Here is a 23831-nt window from a genome sequence, read left to right as displayed (position 1 = left end):
GCTTCGCAGGACCCTGGTCTGCACGGCGACTTCGCAGACGTTGGTGTCCGGGTCCAGGAAGTCGGGGACCAGCAGCGGGCGCTGTCCGTCCCACAGGGGCTGCGGTGAGCCGGGGGAGAACTGTTCCGGTGTCATGCCGGCCGGGCCGTGCATTTCCTCGACCCGGACGACTTCCACGTCACCGAGTGTGATGCTGTTCATGAAGGGGTCTCCTTGCGGCTGTCGGCGGGTCAGCGGCCGTGACTGTGCAGGCGGGCGTGGAGCAGGTTGGGGTCGGCGGCGGTGACGTAGGCGGCGCTGGGCACGTAGACGTCCTTGCCGCGGACCGCCACCGAGGTGGGGTTCTGCAGTCCGTCGGAGGCGTCCAGGACGGTGGTGCTCGTGCCGTCGGCCGCGATGCGCACGACCTTGCCGGGCCCGTTGAGAGCGGCGAGGATCTCGTCGCCGCGGCCGGTGAAGGCGAAGTCGTCGATGCCCTCCAGGCCCCTCGCCCGGACGGTCGGTGTGCCCGCGCCGTGGCCGCGGAGGGGAAGGCTCATCACGGTGCCCTGGTCGAGGTTGGTCACCCACAGGGCGTCCTCGTGCACGCGTGCGCCGTTGGCTCCGAGGAAGCCCTGGGCGGCGAGTTGCGGTGCGGTCGACCAGGCCGTCGCCCGTCCGCCGTTCGCGGGGACGGACCATACGGTGCCGAGGACCGAGTCCGTGATGTAGAAGGCGCGCGAACGGGGGTCGAAGGCCAGGCCGTTGGGCAGGCCGTCGGCCGGGAGGGTGGCGATGCGTTCCGGCGTCGTGTGTCCCGGCTTCAGCCGCCACAGGCCGGTCAGGTCCGCGGTGCCGGTGGCGTAGAGGAAGGAGAGGGTTCCGTCGTCGGCGCGGACCAGGCCGGTGGTCAGGGGGAAGCCGAGCACCGGGGTGTGGACGCCGCCGTCGGAGGGGGCGGGCAGGGTTGCCAGGACGTGCGTCGCGCCGTGCCGGTCGATGCGCGCCACCTGGCGGGCGGCGGCGAAGGTCACGTCCACGGAGCCGTTCGGTTCGATGCGGGCGTTCTCCGGCATCTGGCCCTTGGCCAGGTCGAAGTGGGCGACCACCCGGGCCCGGGACAGGGCTGCGGCGCCGGCCGGCCCGGGAGTCGCCGCGGCGACCGTCGTGAGGGAGAGGCCGGCCACAGCGGCGACGACGGAGCCGATGAGTCTTTTCTTCATGCGTCCTTCTGGTCTTTGGGCATGCCGGTGCGACATGCGGACTGGAGGTGTTTCCGCGCACGCCGATGGAGCGCCGGATCAGAAAGGTGTCCGGCAGCGGGGCAGCGCGCGGGCAGCGGAGGCTAAGGAGCGGGGGTGGGAGGGGGAGGGGGAGGGGGAAGGGAAAAGCGCGCGGACGGCCGGCGTCTCAGCTCTCGCTGTGGACTGCCTGGTGCCACGTCGTGGGCTGGGCGGCCCGAGCGCCGTGCCGACCGGAATGGGCGGTGCGGGCGAGAAGGGCGAGCGCGTGAGCAGAGGCCGAGCCGGGTGGCGCGGTGACCATGACGACCCGCTGGTCCAGTTCGGCTTGGAGGGTCTGCTGGGTCACCTCGATCGAACCCACCAGCGGATGCCGCATGGTGTACACGGCGACGGGACAGGCACGGACCCGGTGGTCGCTCCACAGCGATTCGAACTCCTCGCTTCTCAGCATGAGGCGCCCGATGAGTGAGGCCATTTTGGGATCGTCCGGATGACGTCCGGCCGCGAGGCGCAGGGTACCCACCACGTCACGTGCCTTCTGCTGCCAGTCCGCGTACAGATCCCGGGTATGCCCGTCGCAGAACACCAGCTCCGCCATGTTCGGCCGGTCTGCGGACCGGTCCGGACTTTCGGGGTCGAGATGCCCTGCGAACAACAGGTGTCCCGAACGGTTCCAGGCCAGGACGTCACACCGCTGGCCGAGGACGACAACCGGCACGTCGTCCAGGGCCGACACCAGTTGGCGCACCGACGCCGCCACCTGCTCGGGCGGCACGCGGCGCGGCCTCACCGGTCGGCGCTGCGCCGCGGCGAGATCGTGCAGGTGCAGGCGCTCGGCCTCGTCCAGGTCCAGGGCGCGGGCGATGGCTTCGAGAACCTCCGGGGAGGCGTTCGACGAGCGTCCCTGCTCGAGCCTGGTGTAATACGAGGAGCTGACACCGGCCAGGAGCGCCAACTCCTCGCGACGCAGGCCGGGTACCCGACGCATCTCCCCGTACGTGGCGAGCCCCACCTCCTCCGGCCGCACCTGCGACCGGCGTTTCTGCAGGAACTCCCCAAGGGGCCGCTTTCCGTTCATGACTCACAGTGTGGTGTGCCGCTGCGGGACCAGCCATCCCCTGTCATGGCCAGGCAGCGCGGGGCGTGGCTCGCGGTCGCTCTCGCCTTCGCCCTCGCGGTGTTCCTGCGGACAGACGGTGAGCGGGGCTGCGGTCAGCCGGGCGGCCAGACGGGCAGCCCGCACAGGTCGCGGGCGGGCCCCACGGTGGCACGGCGGCTGACGTCGTCGTTGAGGTAGCCCGTACAGGGTCTCGAAGCTCAGGTCCAGGTACCGACCACGACGGTGAACCCGTCGGCCGCCAGACGGCTCACCGTCCGGCGGCCGGTCCCCCGGAGTCGGACTGCCGCAGCCTGATCCGCGAGAACGGCCGCCAGCGCCTGCTGTGGTCAGCCGCCCGTACCCAGCCGCCCCACCGCACAACGCGATCCGGGTCGCCGGCCGGCGCTTCGCCCTCGCCAGACCCACCCCAGGCGGAAGAACCGTTCCAGCTCACCGACTGTTTCCGCCGTCACGGGCGCTCCGCGATGATCTCGCCAGGCAGGTGCGTACATCTGTTCCTTACGTAGTGTACGTTTGTTCCTATGGACAGGATGGAACCTCCCGGAAGGGACGCCTCCGGCGGCCCGGCCGGAAGCGGAGCGGTCGGCGGTGAGCATGAACACCTGCCTGCCGGCACCACGGCGGACGGGGGGCGGCGGGCGCGTCGGCATGATCCGGAGCGCAGGACGCGCATTCTCGACGCCGCTCTCGATGTGCTCGTGACGGACGGGGCAGCCGGCATCACGCACCGAAAGGTCGCCGCACGCGCGGATGTGCCGCTGGGGTCGGTCACCTACCACTTTTCGAGCCTGGCCGAGCTCCAGGCACAGGCGTTCGCCTGGTACGTGGAACAGCAGACCGCGGAGTTCGAGGGCCTCTTCACAAAGGTGAGGTCGCGCGAGGACCTGGTCGAGGTCCTGGTGGACCTGGTGCAGGGGGGACCCTCCCGGCGGCGCAGCGCGGTCCTGGGCTTCGAGCTGCACCTGGCGGCTCTGCGCGATCCCGCTTTGCGGGCGCTGACACAGCAGTGGACCAGGGACAGCCGGGACGTCCTGGCCCGCTTCACCGGGCCGAAGACAGCCGGCCGTCTGGACGCCCTGCTGGAAGGGCTGATCATGCATGCGCTTCTCACGACGGAGCCGGAGCCGCGGGAGGGGACGCGGGCGGCGATCGAGCAGGCCCTCGCCCCGCTCACCGGATGGGGAGCGTGAACGCGCTTGCGGCTCGTGACCAGCGGCGGCGAGATACCGCAGCCGCGGTGAGGTCGACGCACGCGGTCTTCGCCAACCTGGGACTCGCCGGGTCGACGTGGGCCTCCCGGCTGCCGCAGATACGCACACGGATGGACTTGGACCCGGCATCACTGGGGCTCCTGTTCCTCGTGATCGCCGTGGGCGGTGTCGTGGTGTCGCCGCTGGCCGGGGCGGTCGTCACACGTGTCGGGCCCCGCCGGGCCATCACCGCTGTGGCCCTCCTGGTCGGTGTCGGTCTCGGTGCCGTGGCGCTCGGGTACGCCCTCTGGACGCCGCTGCTGGTGGCCGGGCTCGGGCTGCTGGGCATGTCGACAGGTCTCTGGGACGTCGCGGTGACCGTCCACGCCGCGGCCGTCGAACGACGCCTCGGCCGGTCGGTCATGCCCCGCTTCTTCGCCGGGTTCAGTCTCGGTACGGTCGCCGGTGCCTGTCTGGGTGCGCTGATGAACGCGTGGCGGGTTCCCGTGAGTCTCCACATCGGCGGGATCGCCCTGCTCATCGCCCTCGTGACGCCTGCGGCCGCCCGGCATTTCCTTCCCGAGTCCGCCTCTCGCAGGACCGGTGCGCCGCCGGCGACGGCCAACCGCCGGGGACCTACCCTGTGGCGCGACCCTCGCACGGTCGCCATCGGTAGCCTCGCGCTGGCCTTCACGACGGCGGAGGGGGCGGGGAGCAACTGGATCAGCCTCACCGTCATGGACCGTCACCACACCACGGCTACGGTCGGAACCCTGGCCTATGCCGCGTTCCTCACCGCAGTCACGCTGAGCCGCTGGCTCGGGTCGGCGATCGTCGACCGGCTGGGCAGGCCCGTAGCTCTGCGGGCGGCAGCCGCCGCCACCGCCGGCGGTGGCGCCCTGTTCGCGCTCGGCCCGAAACGTCGACGGTCTTCATCGGTGCACTGCTGTGGGGAGCAGGTGCGGCGCTCGGCTTCCCCGTCACCCTGAGCGCCGGTGCCGACGAACCCGTCGGTGCCGCCCACCGGGTCGGTGTCATCACCTCGATCGGATACTGCGGCTTCGTCGGCGGCCCTCCCCTGATCGGGTTCCTCGCCGACCAGACCGGACTCGCGCACGCCCTGCTCGTCGTCACGGTCCTCATGGCCGCGGCCGTGCCCCTCGCGGGCGCCGCCCGCCCCCGCCCCCGCCCGCCGGCTTCACACGCGCCGGACCCCACTGCCACTCCCGCCATGCCGAGACCCTGAGCACACCAAGGAGCACTCATGCCGAGCAGTCCGCCCATGATCACGGTCAGTGACGCCGAACTGGCCGAACTCCGCGCCCGGTTGGAGCGCACCCGGTGGGCCGAGCCCTGGCCGGTCGACGGCTGGGAGGCCGGCGTCGACACGGCGGAACTCCGGCGCCTCGCCGCGTACTGGGCCGGCGATTACGACTGGCGAGCCCACGAGGCAGCCATCAACGCCCTCCCCTCACACCTGGCCGACCTCGGCGGAACACCGGTCCACTACCTCCGCTTCGACGGCGAACACCCAAACGCGCTGCCCATCGTCGTCACCCACGGCTGGCCCAGCTCCTTCCTCGAACTGACCGCCCTCGCCGACCGGTTGGCCGCCCCGTCCCGGTACGGAGGAGCCGCCGAGGACGCCTTCACCGTGATCGTGCCCTCACTGCCCGGCTTCGCGTTCTCACCCCAGCGGCCCGAGCTCACCGACGCGGAGCAGACCCACCACCTCTGGCACCGGCTCATGCACGACGAACTAGGCTTCGAGCGGTACGCGGCGCACGGCGGAGACCTGGGCGCCGGCGTCACCTCGCGGCTCGCCGAGGCCCACCCCGAGGCGCTCGTCGGCATCCACCTGCTGGCTGTGGCCGCCCCGGCCGCCTACGACCCGGCCACCCTCACCCCGCAGGAGCAGGCCCACCTCGAATCCGTGGCGGTCTGGCAGGCCCAGGAGGGCGCCTACCTGCAGCAGCAGAGCACCCGCCCCCTCACCCTGAGCCAGGGCCTGGCCGACTCCCCCGCCGGCCTGCTCTCCTGGCTCGTCGAGAAGTACCGTGCGTGGAGCGACTGCGGCGGCGACCTGTCCTCGCGCTTCAGCGACGACTTCCTCCTCACCCAAGCATCCCTCTACTGGTTCACCGGAACGATCTCCACCTCCTTCCGCCCCTACTACGAGTACGCCCACGGCCTGACCCGACGTGTGGAGCGGGTGAGCGTTCCCACGGCCGTCGCGCTGTTCCCAGCCGACCTGAGCCGGCCGCCACGCAGCTGGGCCGAGCGCACCTACGACATCACGCGCTACACGCACATGCCCCGCGGCGGACACTTCGCCGCCCACGAAGAACCCGCCCTGCTGGCCCACGACATCACCGAGTTCTTCCGCGCCCACCGCCGCTCCCCTCTGCCGTCAGCCTCCTGATCGAGGTGGCCGACCCCATCAGACGGCCGGCCACTGGACGACGCGTTCAGCCCTGCGAGGGACTGTCCCAGCCGGGTACGGGGTCACCGACATCGTGCGTGGCGAAGAAGTCCGCGACTTCGGCAACTACACCTGCCAAAACTGGTTGCCGCCGACACCTGCGTCGACGCTACGACGGAAAAGCCGGCAACGGCCGTCGCCGGCACCGCACACCATGCCTTGCGTTCGGGTGTGTCCATCACCGCCGCCGAGGCCGACCTCGCCTCCGCGCCCGGAGCCGGTTTCCCCGCCTGGACTGGCGGGGTAGCTCAGCACCTCTCCGCCATCACGGCGACCGAACGGACACGATCCGGGGACGGTGTCTGCGGCCGCCCTCGGAGACGATGCGCAGCGCGTCCACGTCCAGGCCGGAGTCGGTCTCGTCGAGGATGGCGAGTCGGTCGCGGTGAAGGCGGCGACGGGGCTGATGCGCCGTCCGGACGTCGCGTTCAAGGCGATGAGCGACGACACGGCCCGCTTCCGGGTCAATCATGCCCAGACGAGCGGACCCGACAAGCCCGCGAGAACTTCGAACGCAGCAGTCCGGTCGCGCCGGCGGTCAGGAACATCGACCGCACGGACGAGTTCCTCGACTTGGTCACGGCCTGCCACGCGTTTCCTGATTCCGCCATCGCGTCCAGCGCGGCCTTGTCCCTGGCCGAGCTGGAGAAGCTGTTCAGTCGGGATCGTGGCGGGTGGCAAGCGCGGTCGGCTCGGCCAGGGTGGGAACCCCAAGCATGGCGCTGGCACCTGGCACAACATATTCGTGACGTCCTCGAACGAGTCCCTTTTGCGTCAGGGCCAGGCCCGAATCCCTGGCCTCCCGCCTCCTTCAGATGGAAGGACCGTTCTTCGCCTCGGCCGCCGCGACCGCTGAGGCGTGGGACCTGGCCGCGCGGTTCCACGGCTGGCCGCTGGTGTGAGCCGATCTACCACGTCCGCTACTGATGCTGGGATAGAAAACCCCAGATGAAGGCCCTATCATGACGTCACGACGCCATGATGTCACAGATGGGTGCAGAAGTTTTTCCGTGTGCGGCGGCGTCGCCCGTCTCCAGGTCGACCCCTGCCCTGTGGCGGCGACCCGTTCCCGGTCTGGCTGTTCTGGGACCAGATCACCGGCGCTGCCGACCGGCCCACCACGGCCTGACCACAGGCCCGGCTCCCGAGCCCACCCTGCCCCGACGCGCCGTCAGGCAATCACGCACCCAACAACGTGACAACGCCGTGGTGGCGATCGCCGGCAGGGCCAGGCTGCCGGACGGGCGGCGGGCGTTCTTCAGCTTGGCGAGCCAGCGGTCGCGTACGTCCTTGGGGGATGACCTTGAACCAGTGATCCTGCCACCAGACACTGACAACCCCTGACCGCCTCAACCAGCTTCATTGGCATCGGCGTTCAGCTGTTCAAGTCCAACGCATGCAGCCTCGGCCACGGCGACAGCAAGCCTGCCTGTGTGACAACAAACGAGGGTTCACCTTGTGTCGTCCAGACTTCCCGGTTAGGGAAGCACGTTGGCGGCTCCGGCACACCGGACTTACGTGCACATCTGCGGGCCGTGGCCCGTCGCTCCGGCGGCCGGACTGGGCGACGGGGCTTGTCGGGCTCCCGGTCGAGCGGGTGTACGACCCGCTGGGACCGCCGGGTCGTACGGCTCAGTCGAGCCTGCCGACGAGACCCACGTGGAAGGGGTTGAGCTCGTCGTGGCGCCCGGAGAGGACCTTCGCCAGCCACTCGGGGTCGCCCAGGAGGGCCCGGCCCACCGCCACCAGGTCGAACTCGTCGCGCTCCATGCGGTCGAGCAGCTTCTCGATGTCCGTGACGCGGGCCTGCTCACCCTGGAACATCTGGAGGAACTCGTTGCTCAGTCCGACCGAGCCGACGCTGATGGCGGGCTTGCCGGAGACCTTCTTCGCCCAGCCGGCGAGGTTGAGGTCGGAGCCCTCGAACTCGGGAAGGTGGAAGCGGCGGGTGGAGCAGTGGAAGACATCGGCGCCCGCCTCCGCCAGCAGGCCGAGGAGAGTCTCCAGTTCCTGCGGGGTCTCGGCGATCCGGGCCTGGTAGTGGTTCACCTTCCACTGGGAGAACCGGAAGGAGATCGGGAACTCGTCGGACACGGCTGCCCGGCAGGCGGCGACGATCTCGGCGGCGAAGCGGGTACGGCCGGCGACGTCACCGCCGTAGCCGTCGGTGCGCCGGTTGGTGTGGGACCACAGGAACTGGTCGATGAGGTAGCCGTGTCCGCCGTGGATCTCGACGCCGTCGAAGCCCAGGGCCTCCGCCGCGGCCGCAGCGGAGGCATAGGCGGCGACCACGTTGTCGATGTCGGCCTGGGGCATCGCGTGGCCCGACTGCGTGCCGTCCAGCGCGATGCCGGAGGGGCCGATCCGCGGGGCGTCGGGCACCGGCGGGTTGCCGACAGTGCGGTCCATGCCGACGTGCCACAGCTGCGGCATGATCCTGCCGCCCTCCCGGTGGACCGCGTCGGCCACCGCGGACCAGCTGGCCAGCGCGTCGTCGCCGTAGAAGTGCGGGACCCGGGCACTGTTGCCCGCCGAGTCGTGGCCGACGTACGTGCCCTCCGTGATGATCAGGCCGACGCCGCCGGCCGCCCGCCGGGCGTAGTAGCGCGCCACGTTGTCGCCCGGGACGCCGCCGGGGGAGAACTCGCGCGTCATCGGCGCCATGACGACACGGTTGGGCAGGCTGAGGCCTCCCAGGGAGAAGGGACGGACCAGGATGTCCTTGGCACGCTCGACCGGATTCGTGGGCATCAGTGTCTGCCTTCGGTAGGGAGCCGACCGCACGGTGTCGGGGGATTGGAATTCACGCCCGTGCGGTCGGCAGCTCGGATGGTTGGTGCGGCATGGGTGCGGGTGGGGCCGCCCGGAGCCGGGGCGCCCGGGCGTGGCCCGGCCCGCGCTCAGTCCGCGGGCGGAGTGCGGACGGAGTCCGTCTCCGGGGCGCTTGCGGTGACGGCCGCCGCCGTCGCCGGGTCGGCGGCCGGTGTCGCTCGGATGAACCACGCGGTGGCGAACGTGATCACGGACAGCACGGCCGCGCCGGCCACGACACCGTGCAGTCCGCTGCTGAAGGCGTCCTCGACGGTGTTGCGCACACGGGCGGACATGTCCTTCAGCAGGGCGGGGGTCAGCTCGCCGCCGGCGGTCAGCCGCTCCTGGCGGCTGAGCCGAGCCGCCCGGCCAGGACGTCGGCCATGCGGCTGCTGTGCACGGCTCCGAGGACGGCGACACCGAGGGACCCGCCGATCGTACGCACCAGGGTGACGGTGCCGGTCGCGGCGCCCATGTCGCGCGGGGCGGCGTTGTTCATCGTGGTGAGCAGGGTGCTCTGCATGACGATCCCGACACCGACTCCGACGACGAGGGTCAGTGCCGAGGCCGCGGCGAGCGGGGTGTGCGTGCCGAGCAGGAGCAGCAGCAGCGCGCCGACGATGGTGAGGGCGCCGCCGGTGAGCGGCACGGCACGCTCCAGGCCCCCGCGGTCCATCAGCTGCCCGGTGGTCAGCTGAGCCGTCAGCATGCCGAGCATCAGCGGCAGGATCAGCATGCCGCTGACCGTGGGCGAGGCACCCTGGACGAACTGCGTGTACTGCGGCAGGTAGTTGATGACGGACACCACGATCGCGCCGACCAGGAAGCTGAGGACTTGGGCGAGTGTGAACTCCCGGCTGGTGAACAGCCGCGGCGGCGTGATGGGTTCGGCGGCGCGCTGTTCCACGCGGACGAACCAGGCGAGGCTCAGCACGACCACGACCGCGAGCGTCGCGATCTGCCAGGACGTCCACGCGTAGGTGGTGCCGGCCCAGCCGGCGAGGAGGGTGAGGGCCAGGATGCCGGTGGTCAGCAGGCTCGCGCCGAGGTAGTCGACCCGTCCCGTGACGCGGTGTGTCGACAGTCGTACACCCTTGGCGACAGCCAGCAGGGCGACGCCGCCGATGGGGACGTTGACGTAGAACGTCCAGCGCCAGTCCATGTAGTCGGTGATGAATCCGCCGAGCAGGGGGCCGCCGACGAACGACACCGGCAGCATGACGCCCACCATCGACTGGATGCGACCGCGCTCCTGCGGGGGCACCAGCACACCGATGACCGTGAGCGCCCCGACCATCAGGCCGCCCGCGCCGAGGCCCTGGACGGCCCGGAAGGCGATGAGCTGCCCCATGGTCTGCGCCATGCTGCACAGCACCGTCCCGGTCAGGAAGAGCAGCACGGAGTTGGTGTAGGCGCCCTCACGGCCGTAGAGGTCGCCGAGCTTGCCCCACAGGGGGGTGGCGGCGGCCATGGTGAGCAGGTACGCCGTCACCGACCAGGAGAAGTGGTCCAGGCCGCCGAGATCGCCCACGATCGTGGGCAGGGCGGTGCTGACGATCTGTCCGTCGAGCGTCGCCAGGAAGATGCCGAGCATCAGTCCGAAGACGCCGAGCCGGGGTAAGGCAGGCCGGTCGGGTGCGGGAGTGGGTGTCGGGCGGTCGTTCATCGCTGCCCCCAGGTCGCGAGTGGCGGGCCGTCAGACGGCGTACGGGCGGACACGCCGGGCGTCCCGCAGGGCGTGCGCCCACCAGGTGAGCTGGTCGAGCAGGGCCTTGGCAGCGGCGTCGCAGCCAGGGTCGGCCGGTTTGCCGTCCGCGCCGAAGATCTCGCCGTAGTTGTGGAAGCTGACGGTGTTGCGGATGGTGACCGCGTGCAGTTCCGCGAGGACCACGCGGAGCTGCTCGACGGCGCGCAGGCCGCCGGCGAGGCCGCCGTAGGAGACGAAGCCGACCGGCTTGGCGTGCCACTGCTCGTTGTGCCAGTCGATGGCGTTCTTCAGCGGCGCCGGGAAGCTGTGGTTGTACTCCGGGGTGACGATCACGAAGGCTTCGGCCTCGGCGAGTCGCGGTGACACCGCGCCGAGTTGGGCCGCGACCTCGTCGGAGGGGGGGCCGACCGTAGGCGGGGAAGACGGTCGGCAGCGGCGTCTCGACCAGGTCGACCAAGTCGGCCGTCATGTCCTCGCGCTGGGCGATGTGGGCGGTGATCCAGTCGGCGACGACCGGACCGAACCGCCCGTCCCGCGTACTGCCGATGATCACCGCGGTCCGCAGCGGGCCGCCGGTCATGTCAGCCATGGAAAGCACCTCCGGATGTGCACGTCGCGCGTGTGTACGCCGTATCTGATGCGTACAACGTACACATCTGTGTGTACGTTGTCTACTGTTGATACGCTGTACGCAGCACACCGTCCGGCGGGAAGGAACCCAGGCGATGGCCGCCCAGCAGAGACAGCCACAGACCGAGGAACGGGACCACGTCTGCGTGTGGGAACGCCTCGAGCGCCCGGCACCGGCCCCCCGCAACACGCTCACCCCGCAGCGGATCGCCAAGGCCGCGGTGGATGTCGCCGACGCCGAGGGACTGGACGCCGTCACCATGCGACGCCTGGCTACCGAGCTCGGCGTGGCACCCATGGCCGCGTACCGCTACGTCACCGGCAAGGACGAGCTCCTGGAGCTGATGGTTGACTTCGTCTACGGCGAACTGGACCTGCCGGACGGAACGCAGGGCTGGCGCACGACCATGCGCACGCTGGCCTTGCGGATCCGGGAGGTGCTGCTGCGACACTCGTGGGTGACCCGGGCGACCTCGTGCGCGCCAACCCCGAACCAGCTGGCCGTACCGGAGGCCGCGCTGGCCGCGCTCGACGGTCTCGGGCTCGACGCGGACACGGCGATGGCGGTCTACAGCACCGTCACCGCGTATGTGCACGGCGCCGTCGACTCGGAGGTCGGCCTGACGCAGCTGCTGCGCGTGCGCGGCTGGGCCAGCCGCGAGGAGGCCCGCTCGGGACTCGCCTCCCAGATGGCCTGGCTCATGAGCACCGGCCGCTTCCCGATGTACGCGCGCTACATCGGCGAGGCCCACCGCAAGGACGATCTGCTGTGGCAGTTCGAGACCGGCCTGGACTGTGTCCTCGACGGCATCGCGGCCCGTCTGCCGGTCTGACCACATCTCTCGAACAGCACACTGAGAAAAAACGAAAGCCCGCTACAGAAAAATTACATGTAGCGGGCTTTCGCTTGTCCGTACCGGAATCCGCAAAATGGGTTCACCGTACTTTGAGGCGGTGGGGGAAATGACATTCTGAGTTGACATCGCAGTACATCAGCTGGGGTGGATGTGGGCGATGACGGTGTGCACCGGCTGCTGGCCGAGCCAGGCGACGAGTTCCCGGGCTGCTTCGATGGCGATGCCTTTGCCTTGCCATGGAGTCCCCCCCACCCAGGCGATCTCGGCCATGGCCGGAGGGGCTGACCGTCGCCTGAACGGTGCCCGTCAGGCAGGACTCGTCACGAAGCTGGATCACCCAGTTCAGCCAGGACACGGTCGGATCGGGAGAGCCCGCGATCATGCGCAGGTGCAGGGCCGGATCGGACAGCACCGCGGCCATCCCCTCGGTGTGCTCGAGGTGCAGTGGCAGCAGGTCCAGCCTGCTGGTGCTGATGGCCTGGGCCGCGAGGGTGCTCACGCCGCGACCGCCTCGGGGCGTTCGACGAGCTGGCCGCGTTCGAAGCGGGCACCTGCCTGGCCGAGGGCGACAAGGTGGGGAGCGTTCACGGCCCGTCACCGCTGCTGGGCGGACTCGACGAGTTTGAAGCACACAGCGACCAGGAAGCCGATCACGGTGAGCAGGATGGTGTGATGGCCGTAACGGGCATTCGCGCTTCGGGGACGCGGTAGGTGAACGGCACGCGACGAGGTCACCGGCTGGCACACCCTGGACACCTATACCGGTGCGCAGGACGACCTCGCCGACGACGTCATCGAAGGCGACCCTTCTTGGTCGGCATCCTCGCCGCGTACCTCCAGTGCCAGGACCTCGACGCCGACCTGCTGTGCCGCGTGAGGCCGTGCAGCACCTCGACGGGCTCACCGGGGTGTCGTGCCGCGGCCGCGCGCGGCGCACGTGGGTGGACACCACCGCGTTCATCGGTCAGAAGTTCGACGCGTTGGCCGCGCACGCCAGTCAGGGCGAGAACATCTTCTTCCTCAAGATGGGCAAGGAGCGGTTCGGCGAGTTGATGGGCGTGGAGACCTTCGTACGTGTCCAGGACGCCACCGGCGCGGCCGTACCTGAGAACGATCTCTTCGCCGGACTGCGCTGATCCGCCCGTCCGACGGGCCGGAAAGCTCATCGACCACACGGCGCGATCGAGCGGGTCACGCACCCGAAGGCTTGTCCACGCACCCGCAGCCGGGCCGAGCCGTGCTCGCCGCGGGTGCCGGCTCGCCACCGACACGGCGCTGGGCCTATGGCTGGCGGGACCGCCCGGACGATCGCTCTGTGACTGCAGGACACTGGCCGGTGTCAGGGCGCGGCGAGGGTCGGACCCGGGACCCTGGCCCCGTTCATGCCGTACGACGGGCCGGGCCGCCCCTGCGTGGGCCGGACCCGGCGCAGCGGACACAGGTGGTCGCCGCCGGACGGACCTCCAGGCGTTCGGGCGGAATCGTCCCGCCACAGCCTTCGCACTCCCCGTACTGTCCCCGTTCGAGTCGTTGCAGTGCCCGGTCCAGTTCTTCCAGGTGCTCGCGCGTCTGCGCCATCAGGGCAGCAACGTGGGCCCGCTCGAAAGCGGTGGTGCCCCCTTCGGGGTCGTGCTCATCGTCTATCGCGATCAGGGCGTTCGCCGCGACGATCCCGTCGAAGTCGCGGCTCAGCGCGGCCGCCCGAGCAAGGGTGTCGGCGCGGTCGACCGCAAGGCGTGCGCGGGCGGCCGAGAAGGCGGACGAGCCGGGCCCGTCCTGGCCGTACCGGGGTGCGTCTCCCATGCTGCGGCAACGCTGATTCACGGTTCCCGATTCCCCCTGGAGAGGAGGCGTCAGCGCTTTCCCAGCCAGGCGATCACGCATGGCCGAGTTGCCCGGAGAGAGTACGGACTCGGATCTCACGTGACCGCCTCCTGTATTTCATGCCGCGTACAGGTCCCGTCGCTCCCGGGTGAAGCGGCGTAGGGCCTCCGGGAGGGGCTCGATGCCGATTCCGGGGGTGGTCGGGACCGGGAGGTGGCCATCGTGCAGGACGAAGGGCTCGGTGATGTCCTCGGCGAAGTAGCGGGACGAGGCGGAGGTGTCGCCGGGGAGGGTGAAGCCGGGGAGGGCTGCGAGGGCGAGGTTGGGGGCGCGGCCGATGCCCGTCTCCAGCATGCCGCCGCACCACACCGGGACCCCGTGCGCGTGCGCCACGTCGTGGACGCGGCGGGCCTCCAGATAGCCGCCGACCCGGGCGGGCTTGACGTTCACCACCCGGCAGGCGTCCATCGCGATGGCGGCGGCGGTGTCGCGGGCGTGGTGCAGGGACTCGTCCAGGCAGACGGGGGTGCGCAGCCGTTGCTGCAGCTGGGCGTGGGCGTGCAGGTTGTTCTCCTCCAGCGGCTCCTCGATCAGCAGCAGCCCGAAGTCATCGAGGCGTCGCAGATGCTCGGCGTCCGCGAGGGTGTACGCGGTGTTGGCGTCGACCTGGAGCGGGAGGCCGGCACCGAAGCGCTCGCGAACCGCGCGGACCGGCTCGACGTCCCAGCCGGGCTCGATCTTCAGCTTGATGCGGACATAGCCCTCGGCGAGGTAGCGCTCGACGTCGTCCAGCAGCTCGGGCACCGAGTTCTTGATGCCGACCGACACCCCGGCGGGCACCCGGTCCCGTACCGCGCCGAGATACACGGCGAGCGGCATGCCGTATGAGCGCAGCTCGGCGTCCAGCAGGGCGGTCTCCAGGGCCGCCTTCGCCAGCTCGTGGCCCTTGATCTTCGCCAGGGCCGGGGCGAGGGCGGCGGCCGTGACTTCTCCCAGCGCCGCCACGCGGGGGATCAGGAAGTCGTGCAGCACGATCTCGGCGCCGGCGACGAACTCCGAGCAGTACAGCGGCTCGGGGTCGGCGGCGAACTCCGACCAGCCCTCGGCGCAGTCGGTGACGACGTGCAGGAGGAAGGAGTCCTTCGTCGTCATGGTCCCGAAGGACGTACGGAACGGGGTGACCAGCGGGATCGCGACGTGCACGATCTCGACGCGTTCGAGCTTCACGCGGGTCCCTCCGTCCGGGTGAGCGTGTACCAGCCGTCGCGGGACATCCCGGTGGCCCGGAAGCCGCGCATGAAGGCCGTCAGCAGCACCTCGCGCACCGCGTGCCGCCAGCGCAGCGCCAGCGCCGGGTCGGCGGCGCGCAGCTTGACGATGTCCTCGGGCACCCGGCACCACAGGTGCCGTTCGTCGCGGCGGGCGAGGGGGTCGCCGTCGGGTGCGGTGTGGGTGACGGGGGCGCCGGCGTGGGGCACGGACTCCTCCCCGCTCCGCGCGGTGTCCAGGTCCCACGTCACCGTCAGCCGGTCGCTCTCGTCGCCGTCGTTCATGCCGTCGGTCATGGGGCCGTAGAAGTCGACCAGGTACTCCGTGCCGGCGGCGCCCAGCTTGACCAGGTTGAAGCGGGCGTTGCGGCCGACCAGCGGGTCGAAGGTCCAGCGCATGGTGCGGGCGCCGAGCCCGGCCGCCCAGTCCCGCTGGGCCAGTTTCACGGCGTGCCCGAGCCCCCGGTCGGCGGCGGCCACCAGTGAGTACGTGCTGCGCTCGGCGCCGAGGACGGCGACGGACGCGCCGGCGAGCCGCTGCCCGTCGTACGCGGCGTGGACCGCGCCGCCGGCGTGCACCAGGCTGCGCAGGACCTCGGCCGGGTAGGGCGGGGCGGTGCGGGGGGTCTGCCAGACGTCGCTGAAGTAGTCGGCCACGGCCCCGAGCCCGGAGACGTCGTGGACGGTACGGATGGTGACTCCTGCTCTCATGGCACGAGTCTCGAAGGAGCCGATCCCCCGCGTGTTGTGCAAGCGGCCAAGGCATGCGAACGTTCGTTTCACCATCCGCCAACAGCCCGTCGGGAACCCCTCATGGACGTCTGCACCCTCGGTGATCTCCTGGACGTGGTCGGCGGCCCCGCCCTGCGCCTGCACACGGCCCCCGCCGGGCAGGCCGTACCGGTCACCGAGGTGGTGCTCTACGACGGCCGCACCCCGCTCCCCCCGCTGCCCGGCGCGCTGCTGCTGGCGGTCGGCGTGCCGGCGGCGGAATCCGGGCCGCTGCTGCGGTCGGCGATTCAGGCCGGGCTGACCGGGGTGGTGGTGCGCGGCGCCGACGGACCGGTCGAGCAGGCGGAGGCGCACGGCGTGGCGCTGCTGTCCGTCGCGGAGGACGCAGCCTGGCACCAGGTGCATCTGCTGCTGGCCTCGGCCATCGCCGCACGGCCCACCGCAGCGGCCTCCGACAGCGGGCTCGGCGACCTGTTCGCGCTGGCCGACGCGATCGCGACGGCCACCGGCGGGGCCACCGCCGTCGAGGATCCCCGGCAGCGGATCCTCGCCTACTCCACCGTCCCCGGCCAGCCGGTGGACGAGGACCGCCGGCAGAGCATCCTCGGCCGCCAGGTGCCGGCCAGCGCGGAGAACACCGGGCAGTACCGCCGGCTGTTCGCCGCCGACCGCCCGCTCCGCCTGCCCGCGCTGTGCGACGGGGACCTGCCCCGGCTGGCGATGCCGGTCAGGGCCGGCGGGGAGACGCTCGGCTCGGTGTGGGTGATCGACGCCGGCTCGCTCGCCCCGGACGCCGAGGACACCCTCGCCCAGGGCGCCTCCACGGCCGCCCTGCTCCTGCTGCGGGCCCGCGCGGCCCGAGAACTGGCTCGGCACCGGGGCAACGAGCTGCTGCGCCGCCTGCTGGACGGCACGGCGGCGGATGCGCAGACAGCGGGCGAACGCCTGGGCCTGGCCTGGCCGGCCCGGGTGGTGGCCTTCGTGCTGGACTCCGCCGCGAGCGTCCCGGACGCCGAGCGCACGACGCTGCGCCTGCTGGACGTCGTACGGCTGCAGTGCGAGGCGCGCTACGGCCGGCACGCGGGGGTGCTGGTGGACGGGGTGGTGTACGCGGTACTGCCCGGGCCGGGCGAGCGGCACGGAAAACTCGCAGAGGACATCGTGGCGCGGGCCGGGCAGGCGCTGCGGGCGCCGGTGCGGGCGGCGCTCGGCGAGGTCGTGCCAGACGCGGCGGCGCTGGCGGACTCGCGGGCGGACGCGGACCTGGTGCTGCGGGTGCTGGACGCCGACCTGCCGGTGGCCACCGTGGACGAGGTGCGGCACCGGGTGACACTGCTGCGGCTGGCCGAAGTGATGGGCGCACGGCGGGAGTTGAGCGCGGGAGTGTGGCGGCGGGTGCTGGCGTACGACGCCGCGCACGGCACGGAGTACGCGCGCACACTGGTCTGCTGGTTCGACGCGAGCTGTGACATGGCGGGTGCGGCGAAACTCCTCGCCGTGCACCCCAACACCTGCCGCTACCGTCTCAAGCAGCTCCAGCAGCACGTCGGGGTGGACCTGGACGACCCCGACAAGCGGCTGGTGCTGTGGCTGCAGTTGAGGGTGCTGGCGGGTCTCAGCTCAGCCACGCCCTGAGCCTGCTCTCGCAGTGCTCAAGGTGCTCCACGGGGACGTACTCCCCGGCGGTGTGGGCGAGGGACGGGTCCCCGGGACCGTAGTTGAGCGCGGGCACGCCCAGGGCGGCGAACCGGGCGACGTCCGTCCAGCCGAGCTTGGGCCGCGGCTGGGCACCGAGCGCGGCGACGAGCCCGCCGACCCGGTCCAGGTGAGGCAGGGCGCCCGCGACGACTTCCGTGACACGAACCTCGTACTCCGGGAAGAGGGAGCGCACGTACGCCTCCGCATCCTCGGGTGAACGGCTCGGTGCAAAGCGGCAGTTGACGGTGACGACGCACTCGTCGGGTACGACGTTCCCGGCGACCCCGGCCCGTACGACGACGGCGCTGAGCCCCTCCCGGTACTCCAGCCCGTCGACGACGACCCGCTCCGGCTGGTGCTCGTCGAGCCGCCGCAGGACCCGGGCGGCCTTGTGGGCGGCGTTGACGCCCTGCCAGGCGCGGGCGGTGTGGGCGCGGGCGCCTTTGACCACGATGTCGGCGGTGAGGATGCCCTGGCAGCCGGCCTCCACGCCGGCGTCGGAGGGCTCCATGAGGACGGCGAGTGAGGCGTCCGCGAGCAGGTCGGGCCGCTCGGTGCTGATGCGGGCGAGCCCGTTCCTGTCCCCTTCCACCTCCTCGCACTCGTAGAAGACGTACGTGAGATCACGGACGGGCGCGGACACGGTGGCCGCCAATCGCAGGGCGACGGCCACCCCGCCCTTCATGTCGCAGGCGCCGAGCCCGTGCACACGGCCGTCGGCGAGCCGCGAGGGTAGGTTCCCGGCGGCCGGGACGGTGTCCAGGTGCCCGGCGATCAGGGAGCGTTCGGGACGGCCGAGGTGGGTGCGGGCGACGACGGAGTTGCCGACCCGGTCGACGGTGAGGTGGGGCAGGGTGTGCAGGGCGGTGTGGACGACGTCCGCGATGACGGCCTCCCGCCCGCTCTCGGAGGGGAGGTCGACAAGGGCGCGGGTGAGGGTGACGACGTCGGCGGTGAGGTCGAGGGTGCTCATGCGGGGTCTTCCCGGGGCTGGTCGAGCTTGGAGTGCCGGATGCCGTAGAGGCCGTAGATCACCAGCCCGGCGGCCATCCACGCGCCGAAGGCGATCCAGGTGCCGGCGCCCAGACTGCCCAGCATGTAGACGCAGAACCCGACGCCGAGCAGGGGCGTGACGGGCGAGAGCGGCACCCGGAAGGAACGCGGGGTGTCGGGATTGCGCCGACGCAGTAGTACGACCGCCAGGTTGACCAGCATGAACGCGAAGAGAGTGCCGATGCTGGTGGCGTCGGCGAGGCTGCCGAGCGGGACGAGGGCGGCGAGGACGGCGATGAACGCCGAAACGATCACGGTGTTGGCGCGGGGCACGCCGGTGCGGGGATGCACCTTGGCGAACAGCGGGGGCACGAGCCCGTCCCGGGCCATCGCGAACAGGATGCGGATCTGCCCGTACTGCACGGTGAGCACCACGCTGGTGGTGGCGACGACCGCGCCGACGGACAACAGGATCGGCCACAGGTTCCCGCCCCCTACGGACCGTACGAGCACCTCGCTGAGCGTGGCCTCGGTCCCCGCAAACTGCTTCCACGGCATGGCACCGAGCGCGGCGACGGCGACGAGCACGTACAGGGCGGTGACCAGGACGAGGGACACGATGATGGCGCGCGGCAGGTCTCTTTGGGGGTTGCGTGCCTCTTCACCTGCGGTGGAGGCGGCGTCGAACCCGATGTAGGAGAAGAAGAGCGAGGCCGCTCCGGCGCTCATGCCGGCGGCGCCGAGAGGGAAGAGAGGGCGGAAGTTCCCGGCGTGGAAGGCGGTGAAGGCGACGGCGCAGAACAGGATGAGGGCCGCGATCTTGACGGCGACCATGACGGTGTTGGCGACCGCGCTCTCCTTGGCCCCGCGCAGCAGGACGACCATGGCGAGTACGACGATGAGGGCGGCCGGGACGTTCAGGGTGCCGCCGGCACCGGGCGGCGCGCTGAGCGAGTCGGGAAGGGTGACCCCGAAGTTGAGCTGGAGTAACTCGTTGACGTACTGGCCCCAGCCGACGGCGACGGCGGCCACGGACACCCCGTACTCCAGGATCAGGCACCACCCGCACACCCAGGCGACCAGCTCGCCGAGGGTGGCGTAGGCGTAGCTGTACGAGGAGCCGGAGCCAGGGATCATGCCGGCCAGCTCGGCGTACGAAAGCGCCGAGAACAGGGCGGTGACGCCGGCCAGCACGAAGGAGACGACGATGGCCGGTCCCGCCTGCGGCACCGCCTGGCCGAGCACCACGAAGATGCCCGTGCCGAGAGTGGCCCCCACGCTGAGCAGCGTCAGCTGGGCCACGCCCATGGTCCGCCTGAGCGGACTGCCGGCGGCCTCACCGACGAGGCGCTGCACCGGCTGCCGCCGGGTGAGCCGACGTGTCCGTGTTCCCTGTGGTCTGGCCTCCGGCCGGATCCCAACGTTCCCCATCCCACCGCTCCCTCCGCCTTCGGGCGTTGTCTTCGGGCGTTGTCTGGCCCTCGATGATGCGGAGGGGGGTGGGGTGGTCGGGTGTACGGATCGGCCAAAGGTGCGGGTGGTCGATTGGCCGAGTGAGCAAAGGGGTGGTGGCCGGGGGTGTGCCGGGTGCGGTGCCTGGGGGCTAGGGCCCGGGTGATGCCGTACGGGCCTTCCCGGCCAGGACGGTCACGCCCGGGTCGCGGCCCAGGGCCATCGCGCTACGAACTGGATGCGGGCCATGTACGCGGTATGTACGCCATGCATACGCTCCGGGGGCGCCGCGGGTACTGCGTACGTCTGGGTTACGTCCAGCGCATGCCGATGGCGGAGAGCTGTTCGACGCGCTCGGGCGTGAGCGTCGCGGCTCTGGATCTCTGGTTGCTGATCCATGCCCCCAGCTTCACCTCCCGGACCTCTTGGTCGCCTTCTCCGGCGCCACCGCCGCTGATCTGTTCGATGTGCTTCCTCGGCACGCGGAGGTGTCCTTCGCGTTGGTAGTACTGGGTGGCGGCGGCGAGGTTGAGCGCCCATTTGTCGGCCTGGCTGCGCCGCGGCGCCGGTTTCTCGTCCTCAGCTGCGGGCTCGATCCCGAGGATGTGCTCGCACAGCCACTGCTGGGCGCCTGTGAGGACGCTCCAGCCGAGGCGGACGGAGCGTACCCATCGTCCGAGGTCTTCGCCCTGGTGCACGACCATGCCCGGCGACGTGGGCAGCGTGCCGCCGGCTTGCAGGTGCTGCCGGGTGAGGTGGAAGCAGCGTTGCCAGTCCACCGGCCAGGCGGGGCACCAGGCGGGGTCGATGTCGTCCAGCTGCTCGCGCCGTTCCTCCGGCAGTGCGCCAGCCGCGGATTGAACGGGCAGGCCTTCGGCTCGCCGCTGCTCGTTCACGGCCGCTCGCCGGGCGGCCGCCCGCGCGTTCTTCAGAAACAGCCCTACGCGGTAACCCTTGTAGGTGGCGTCCGTGGGGGCTAGGAGGTGGTCCGCTTCGGCGGCCCATCCGCGGGCTGCGGCGAGGCCTTCTTCCCAGGCGACGTCGTAGTGTGACCAGACCATGCCCAGCTTCTCCAGCTGCGCGATGCGGTCGGTGTCCATGTCGCCGCGGGCGTAGAACCTTCTGGCGTCGGCGATCCATTGCCCTAGTGGGAACCTGGCGAGCGTGGCCGGCCACCCCTCGGCCTCCACCGCCTTGTCGTCGCGGCCGGGCACGCGGTACGTGAACGGCACCCGCGGATCACCAGCGACACGTGCGCGGACCTTGCCGTGGGCCGCGTTGTCCTCTTCCTCGCCCTTCAGCAGCGCTCGTCCGGGGCGTTTGCGATGCGGGACGATCAGACCGGTGTTGATATAGGCACCGTCGCCGAGCACGGTCACACCGTGGCAATGCTCGGCCAGACCTGAGTCCCGCCATGCCCTCGCGTCCGCGGTGTTGCCAGGCACAGGCCGGGCGGCCGCCACCACGAGACGGGTCTCCGCCTCCACAATGACCTGCACGTTCGCTGAGAACCGGTAGTTACGCGAAGAGGCGCCCACGCCACGGTCACGGACCGGGACCAGGGTGCCGTCCACGATCCATACCCGGTCCGGAGCGTCGACGGAGCGGGAGACGGGCTCGAGGGGCGAGCAGCGGTCCCAGCCGCTGGATCACACGGCATACGGTGGACGAGGAGAGTCCGAACAACGGGCCATCTGCCGCATCGTGAGGTTCGTTCGGTAATACACCGCCACCATCAGGACTCGCTCGGCAAGCGGCAAAGATCACGGTCGGCCGCGCAATGTGCCATCGCCGCCCCGCTTCCGCGCCACCCTCAACAGACCGGAAAACTGCGTCATCCGCAGCCCCGTGAACGCCTCCACCCACACCCGCTCAGCACGTAACACCGCGGCCATACCTAGAAGATGCCCAGCTCACAGCCTTGTGCAACACCCTTTATGCTGCGGGGATGATTAAGCCCATCGAACTCGTCATATTCGACTGCGACGGCGTGCTGGTCGACAGCGAGCGCATCGCCGCACGCGTGCAGGTCGCCCTGGGAGCTGAGTTGGGTTGGCCGCTGACTGAGGACGAGGTCGTGGACAGGTTCATCGGGCGCTCACACGCGGCCATCCGTGAACAGGTCGCGGCTCAGCTCGGCAAAGACGTAGCCGCCACCTGGTCGTACAGGTTCGAGCAGCTTCATCGCGAGGCCGTGGACGCCGAGCTCGCCCCAGTCGAGGGCCTGCCGGAAGCCCTCGACGCACTGACCCTGCCGACCTGTGTCGCCTCCAGCGGCTCCCACGACAAGATGCGGCATACCCTTGGCCGCACCGGACTCTACGAACGCTTCGCGGGCCGCATCTTCAGCGCCACTGACGTTTCCCGCGGCAAGCCCGCCCCGGACCTGTTCCTGCACGCCGCCCGACAGATGGGCGTCGATCCCGACGCCTGCGTGGTGGTCGAAGACAGCCAGCCGGGCGTCCTCGCCGCCCGCGCCGCCGGCATGCGATCTTTCGGCTATGCTGGCGGGCTCACCCCGGCTGAACGGCTTGAAGGTCCCAACACCACCGTCTTCCACGACATGCGCAAACTGCCGACACTCGTTGCGGAGTGGTAGTCACCTGCAACGCCGGCCGGAACGATAATGGAGGACCTGCAGCCAGCTGCGCGTGTAGAGGCCGACCCATGTCGGCTGAGTACGCGCGGCCAGGACATGTTGACCCTGCGATGGTGGACGAGATCGCGACCTGGCTTGCGCGGCTATAGCGGAGGGCATGCTCGTGCCCTATGGGCCAGCGGGAGGAGTCGCTTGTAGCAGCACAGAGCTGCGGCGAGGCCGAGAAACGCCAGGTGGTTGCGGGGATTGCGTTCGTAGCGGGGGCTGAGTCTGCGGTAGCTGGACAGCCACGAGATCGTGCGCTCGATCACCCAACGGTGGCCCAACCGTTCGCTGGGCTCGATGCCCTTGCGGGCGATGCACGCCGATGCGTTTGCCTTGTAGCCATTTCCGCAGGTGGGGGATGTCGTAGGCCTTGTCCGTATGGAGGCGTTGGGGCTTGAGGTAGCGGCCGTTGTGGGGGTCGTGTCTCGTTTGGTGACCGGCCACCATCGGCTTCAGGCCTTCGCTGTCGTGGACGTTGGCGGCGGAGACGCCGACGACCAGGGGCAGTCCGTTCGCGTCCGACAGGATGTGCATCTTGGAACCCGGCTTGCCCCGGTCCACGGGGCTCAGACCTGTGTGTTCGCCCCCTTTTTAGCGCGCACGTGGGCGGAGTCGAGGACGACGCGGGAGACATCAATGAGGCCGGCGTCGTCGAGCCGGTGCAGGACGGCTTCGTGCAGGCGACCCCTGACCCCGGCCCGTGACCAGATCAGGAACCGGCGGTGGGCCGTTGACTTCGATATCCCAAAACACGGCGGCAGAGCCCGCCAGGCACAGCCGCTCACCAGCACGTAGATGATCGCCGCGAACAGCGTCTCATCAGGTGTGTCCTGCGTTCCGCCGCCCTGCGGCCGCACCTTCGACGGTGGGATGAGCGGCTTCGAGATCTCCCACAGCCCGTCCGGAACAATCCAACTCCACGTACCCCGCCCCACGGACCAACGAGCGATCACCACATAGGACACGGTCTTACACCGTGTCCTACATGGTCAGTTGGTCGTTGGTCGGGTCATGGGGAGTGGGCGGTGGAGATGGATCGTGCCGGACGGCTTGTGGGAGATCGCGAGGTCCTTGCTGCCGCCGGCGCGGGTGCGTCCGCAGGGCGGGGGGTGGCCAACATCGATGATGAGGCGGTGTTCGCGGCGATCATCTACGTCCTTGTCAGGGGCTGTGCCTGGCGGGCTCTGCCGCCGTGTTTC

General features: G+C 70.6%; 17 protein-coding genes and 9 pseudogenes. 9 read left to right on the top strand and 17 right to left on the bottom strand.

Annotated features, from left to right (window positions below):
• Positions 1-230: 230 nt before the first annotated feature.
• Together ACZ7L0_RS42515 and ACZ7L0_RS42510 are read right to left on the bottom strand one after the other, a co-directional pair.
• The gene (locus ACZ7L0_RS42515) at positions 231-1202 is read right to left on the bottom strand and encodes an SMP-30/gluconolactonase/LRE family protein (protein WP_471247966.1); all 972 of its coding nucleotides are present in this window, start codon (positions 1200-1202) and stop codon (positions 231-233) included.
• A gap of 187 nt (positions 1203-1389) precedes the next feature.
• The gene (locus tag ACZ7L0_RS42510) at positions 1390-2301 is read right to left on the bottom strand and encodes a helix-turn-helix domain-containing protein (RefSeq protein ID WP_471247965.1); all 912 of its coding nucleotides are present in this window, start codon (positions 2299-2301) and stop codon (positions 1390-1392) included.
• A 644-nt stretch (positions 2302-2945) separates the two neighbouring features.
• On the opposite strand from ACZ7L0_RS42510, the gene ACZ7L0_RS42505 reads away from it, so the two are divergent.
• The 3 genes from ACZ7L0_RS42505 (at position 2946) to ACZ7L0_RS42495 (ending at position 5955) form a co-directional block, all read left to right on the top strand.
• Positions 2946-3533 carry a TetR/AcrR family transcriptional regulator gene (locus ACZ7L0_RS42505; RefSeq protein ID WP_471247983.1) on the top strand — a complete coding sequence of 196 codons (588 nt, stop codon included), beginning with the start codon at positions 2946-2948 and terminating at the stop codon, positions 3531-3533.
• A 47-nt stretch (positions 3534-3580) separates the two neighbouring features.
• The gene (locus tag ACZ7L0_RS42500; RefSeq protein WP_471247964.1) at positions 3581-4522 is read left to right on the top strand and encodes an MFS transporter; all 942 of its coding nucleotides are present in this window, start codon (positions 3581-3583) and stop codon (positions 4520-4522) included.
• 275 nt (positions 4523-4797) lie between these two features.
• On the top strand, positions 4798-5955 hold the full coding sequence (locus ACZ7L0_RS42495; RefSeq protein ID WP_471247963.1) for an epoxide hydrolase family protein: 1158 nt from the start codon (positions 4798-4800) through the stop codon (positions 5953-5955).
• 355 nt (positions 5956-6310) lie between these two features.
• On the opposite strand, the pseudogene sufC reads toward ACZ7L0_RS42495, so the two are convergent.
• A pseudogene (gene sufC, locus ACZ7L0_RS42490) lies at positions 6311-6391 on the bottom strand (Fe-S cluster assembly ATPase SufC); the annotation flags it as partial.
• Here sufC and ACZ7L0_RS42485 point away from each other — a divergent pair.
• A pseudogene (locus ACZ7L0_RS42485) lies at positions 6389-6624 on the top strand (DUF6192 family protein); the annotation flags it as partial. The pseudogenes sufC and ACZ7L0_RS42485 overlap by 3 nt on opposite strands.
• Before the next feature lie 1023 nt (positions 6625-7647).
• On the opposite strand, the gene ACZ7L0_RS42480 reads toward ACZ7L0_RS42485, so the two are convergent.
• The 4 genes and pseudogenes from ACZ7L0_RS42480 to ACZ7L0_RS42465 all read right to left on the bottom strand — a co-directional run bounded on the left by ACZ7L0_RS42480 (position 7648) and on the right by ACZ7L0_RS42465 (position 11123).
• Positions 7648-8766, bottom strand: a complete 1119-nt coding sequence (locus ACZ7L0_RS42480) for an NADH:flavin oxidoreductase (protein WP_471247962.1) — start codon at positions 8764-8766, stop codon at positions 7648-7650.
• Between the two features lie 149 nt (positions 8767-8915).
• Entirely contained in the window at positions 8916-9122 is a 207-nt protein-coding gene (locus ACZ7L0_RS42475) for a hypothetical protein (RefSeq protein ID WP_471247961.1), read from the bottom strand.
• 38 nt (positions 9123-9160) lie between these two features.
• Entirely contained in the window at positions 9161-10492 is a 1332-nt protein-coding gene (locus ACZ7L0_RS42470) for an MDR family MFS transporter (protein WP_471247960.1), read from the bottom strand.
• A gap of 30 nt (positions 10493-10522) precedes the next feature.
• Positions 10523-11123 (bottom strand): annotated as a pseudogene (locus ACZ7L0_RS42465) (NADPH-dependent FMN reductase).
• Between the two features lie 136 nt (positions 11124-11259).
• Between ACZ7L0_RS42465 and ACZ7L0_RS42460 the strand changes: the two are divergent.
• Positions 11260-11997, top strand: coding sequence for a TetR/AcrR family transcriptional regulator (locus tag ACZ7L0_RS42460; protein ID WP_471247959.1), 738 nt, complete (start codon positions 11260-11262; stop codon positions 11995-11997).
• Positions 11998-12162: 165 nt separating this feature from the next.
• Here the strand turns inward: ACZ7L0_RS42460 and ACZ7L0_RS42455 are convergent.
• A pseudogene (locus tag ACZ7L0_RS42455) lies at positions 12163-12520 on the bottom strand (GNAT family N-acetyltransferase); the annotation flags it as partial.
• Positions 12517-12660, bottom strand: a pseudogene (locus tag ACZ7L0_RS42450) (IS256 family transposase); the annotation flags it as partial. The pseudogenes ACZ7L0_RS42450 and ACZ7L0_RS42455, both read right to left, overlap by 4 nt.
• A 296-nt stretch (positions 12661-12956) precedes the next feature.
• On the opposite strand from ACZ7L0_RS42450, the pseudogene ACZ7L0_RS42445 reads away from it, so the two are divergent.
• Positions 12957-13157: pseudogene (locus ACZ7L0_RS42445) on the top strand (PIG-L family deacetylase); the annotation flags it as partial.
• A 244-nt stretch (positions 13158-13401) separates the two neighbouring features.
• Here the strand turns inward: ACZ7L0_RS42445 and ACZ7L0_RS42440 are convergent.
• The 3 genes from ACZ7L0_RS42440 to ACZ7L0_RS42430 form a co-directional block, all read right to left on the bottom strand.
• Entirely contained in the window at positions 13402-13824 is a 423-nt protein-coding gene (locus ACZ7L0_RS42440) for a TraR/DksA family transcriptional regulator (RefSeq protein ID WP_471247958.1), read from the bottom strand.
• Between the two features lie 138 nt (positions 13825-13962).
• Positions 13963-15072: an o-succinylbenzoate synthase gene (gene menC / locus ACZ7L0_RS42435; RefSeq protein WP_471247957.1), complete on the bottom strand. Its 1110-nt coding sequence runs from the start codon at positions 15070-15072 to the stop codon at positions 13963-13965.
• Positions 15069-15824 carry a chorismate synthase gene (locus ACZ7L0_RS42430; RefSeq protein WP_471247956.1) on the bottom strand — a complete coding sequence of 252 codons (756 nt, stop codon included), beginning with the start codon at positions 15822-15824 and terminating at the stop codon, positions 15069-15071. Before ACZ7L0_RS42430 ends, menC begins: the two co-directional genes overlap by 4 nt.
• 102 nt (positions 15825-15926) lie before the next feature.
• On the opposite strand from ACZ7L0_RS42430, the gene ACZ7L0_RS42425 reads away from it, so the two are divergent.
• A complete protein-coding gene (locus ACZ7L0_RS42425; protein ID WP_471247955.1) occupies positions 15927-17480 on the top strand; it encodes a PucR family transcriptional regulator in 1554 nt (517 codons plus the stop codon).
• Here the strand turns inward: ACZ7L0_RS42425 and dapE are convergent.
• The 4 genes and pseudogenes from dapE to ACZ7L0_RS42405 form a co-directional block, all read right to left on the bottom strand.
• Positions 17461-18516, bottom strand: coding sequence for a succinyl-diaminopimelate desuccinylase (gene dapE, locus ACZ7L0_RS42420; RefSeq protein ID WP_471247954.1), 1056 nt, complete (start codon positions 18514-18516; stop codon positions 17461-17463). The two genes, ACZ7L0_RS42425 and dapE, sit on opposite strands and share 20 nt — an antisense overlap.
• Positions 18513-19967 carry an amino acid permease gene (locus ACZ7L0_RS42415; RefSeq protein WP_471247953.1) on the bottom strand — a complete coding sequence of 485 codons (1455 nt, stop codon included), beginning with the start codon at positions 19965-19967 and terminating at the stop codon, positions 18513-18515. The genes dapE and ACZ7L0_RS42415 overlap by 4 nt, the downstream gene beginning before the upstream one ends.
• Before the next feature lie 332 nt (positions 19968-20299).
• A complete protein-coding gene (locus ACZ7L0_RS42410; protein WP_471247982.1) occupies positions 20300-21202 on the bottom strand; it encodes a helicase associated domain-containing protein in 903 nt (300 codons plus the stop codon).
• Positions 21203-21235: 33 nt separating this feature from the next.
• Positions 21236-21883, bottom strand: a pseudogene (locus ACZ7L0_RS42405) (transposase family protein); the annotation flags it as partial.
• A gap of 53 nt (positions 21884-21936) precedes the next feature.
• Here ACZ7L0_RS42405 and ACZ7L0_RS42400 point away from each other — a divergent pair.
• Complete coding sequence (locus ACZ7L0_RS42400) at positions 21937-22587, top strand: HAD family hydrolase (RefSeq protein WP_471247952.1); 651 nt, start codon at positions 21937-21939, stop codon at positions 22585-22587.
• Positions 22588-22730: 143 nt separating this feature from the next.
• Here the strand turns inward: ACZ7L0_RS42400 and ACZ7L0_RS42395 are convergent.
• A pseudogene (locus tag ACZ7L0_RS42395) lies at positions 22731-23567 on the bottom strand (IS5 family transposase).
• 76 nt (positions 23568-23643) lie between these two features.
• Between ACZ7L0_RS42395 and ACZ7L0_RS42390 the strand changes: the two are divergent.
• Positions 23644-23831: pseudogene (locus ACZ7L0_RS42390) on the top strand (transposase); the annotation flags it as partial.

It is taken from the genome of Streptomyces sp. NPDC039424, assembly GCF_055639495.1.
The sequence above is the reverse complement of the archived record's forward strand: the minus strand, read 5'-3'. Positions and strand labels throughout refer to the sequence as shown.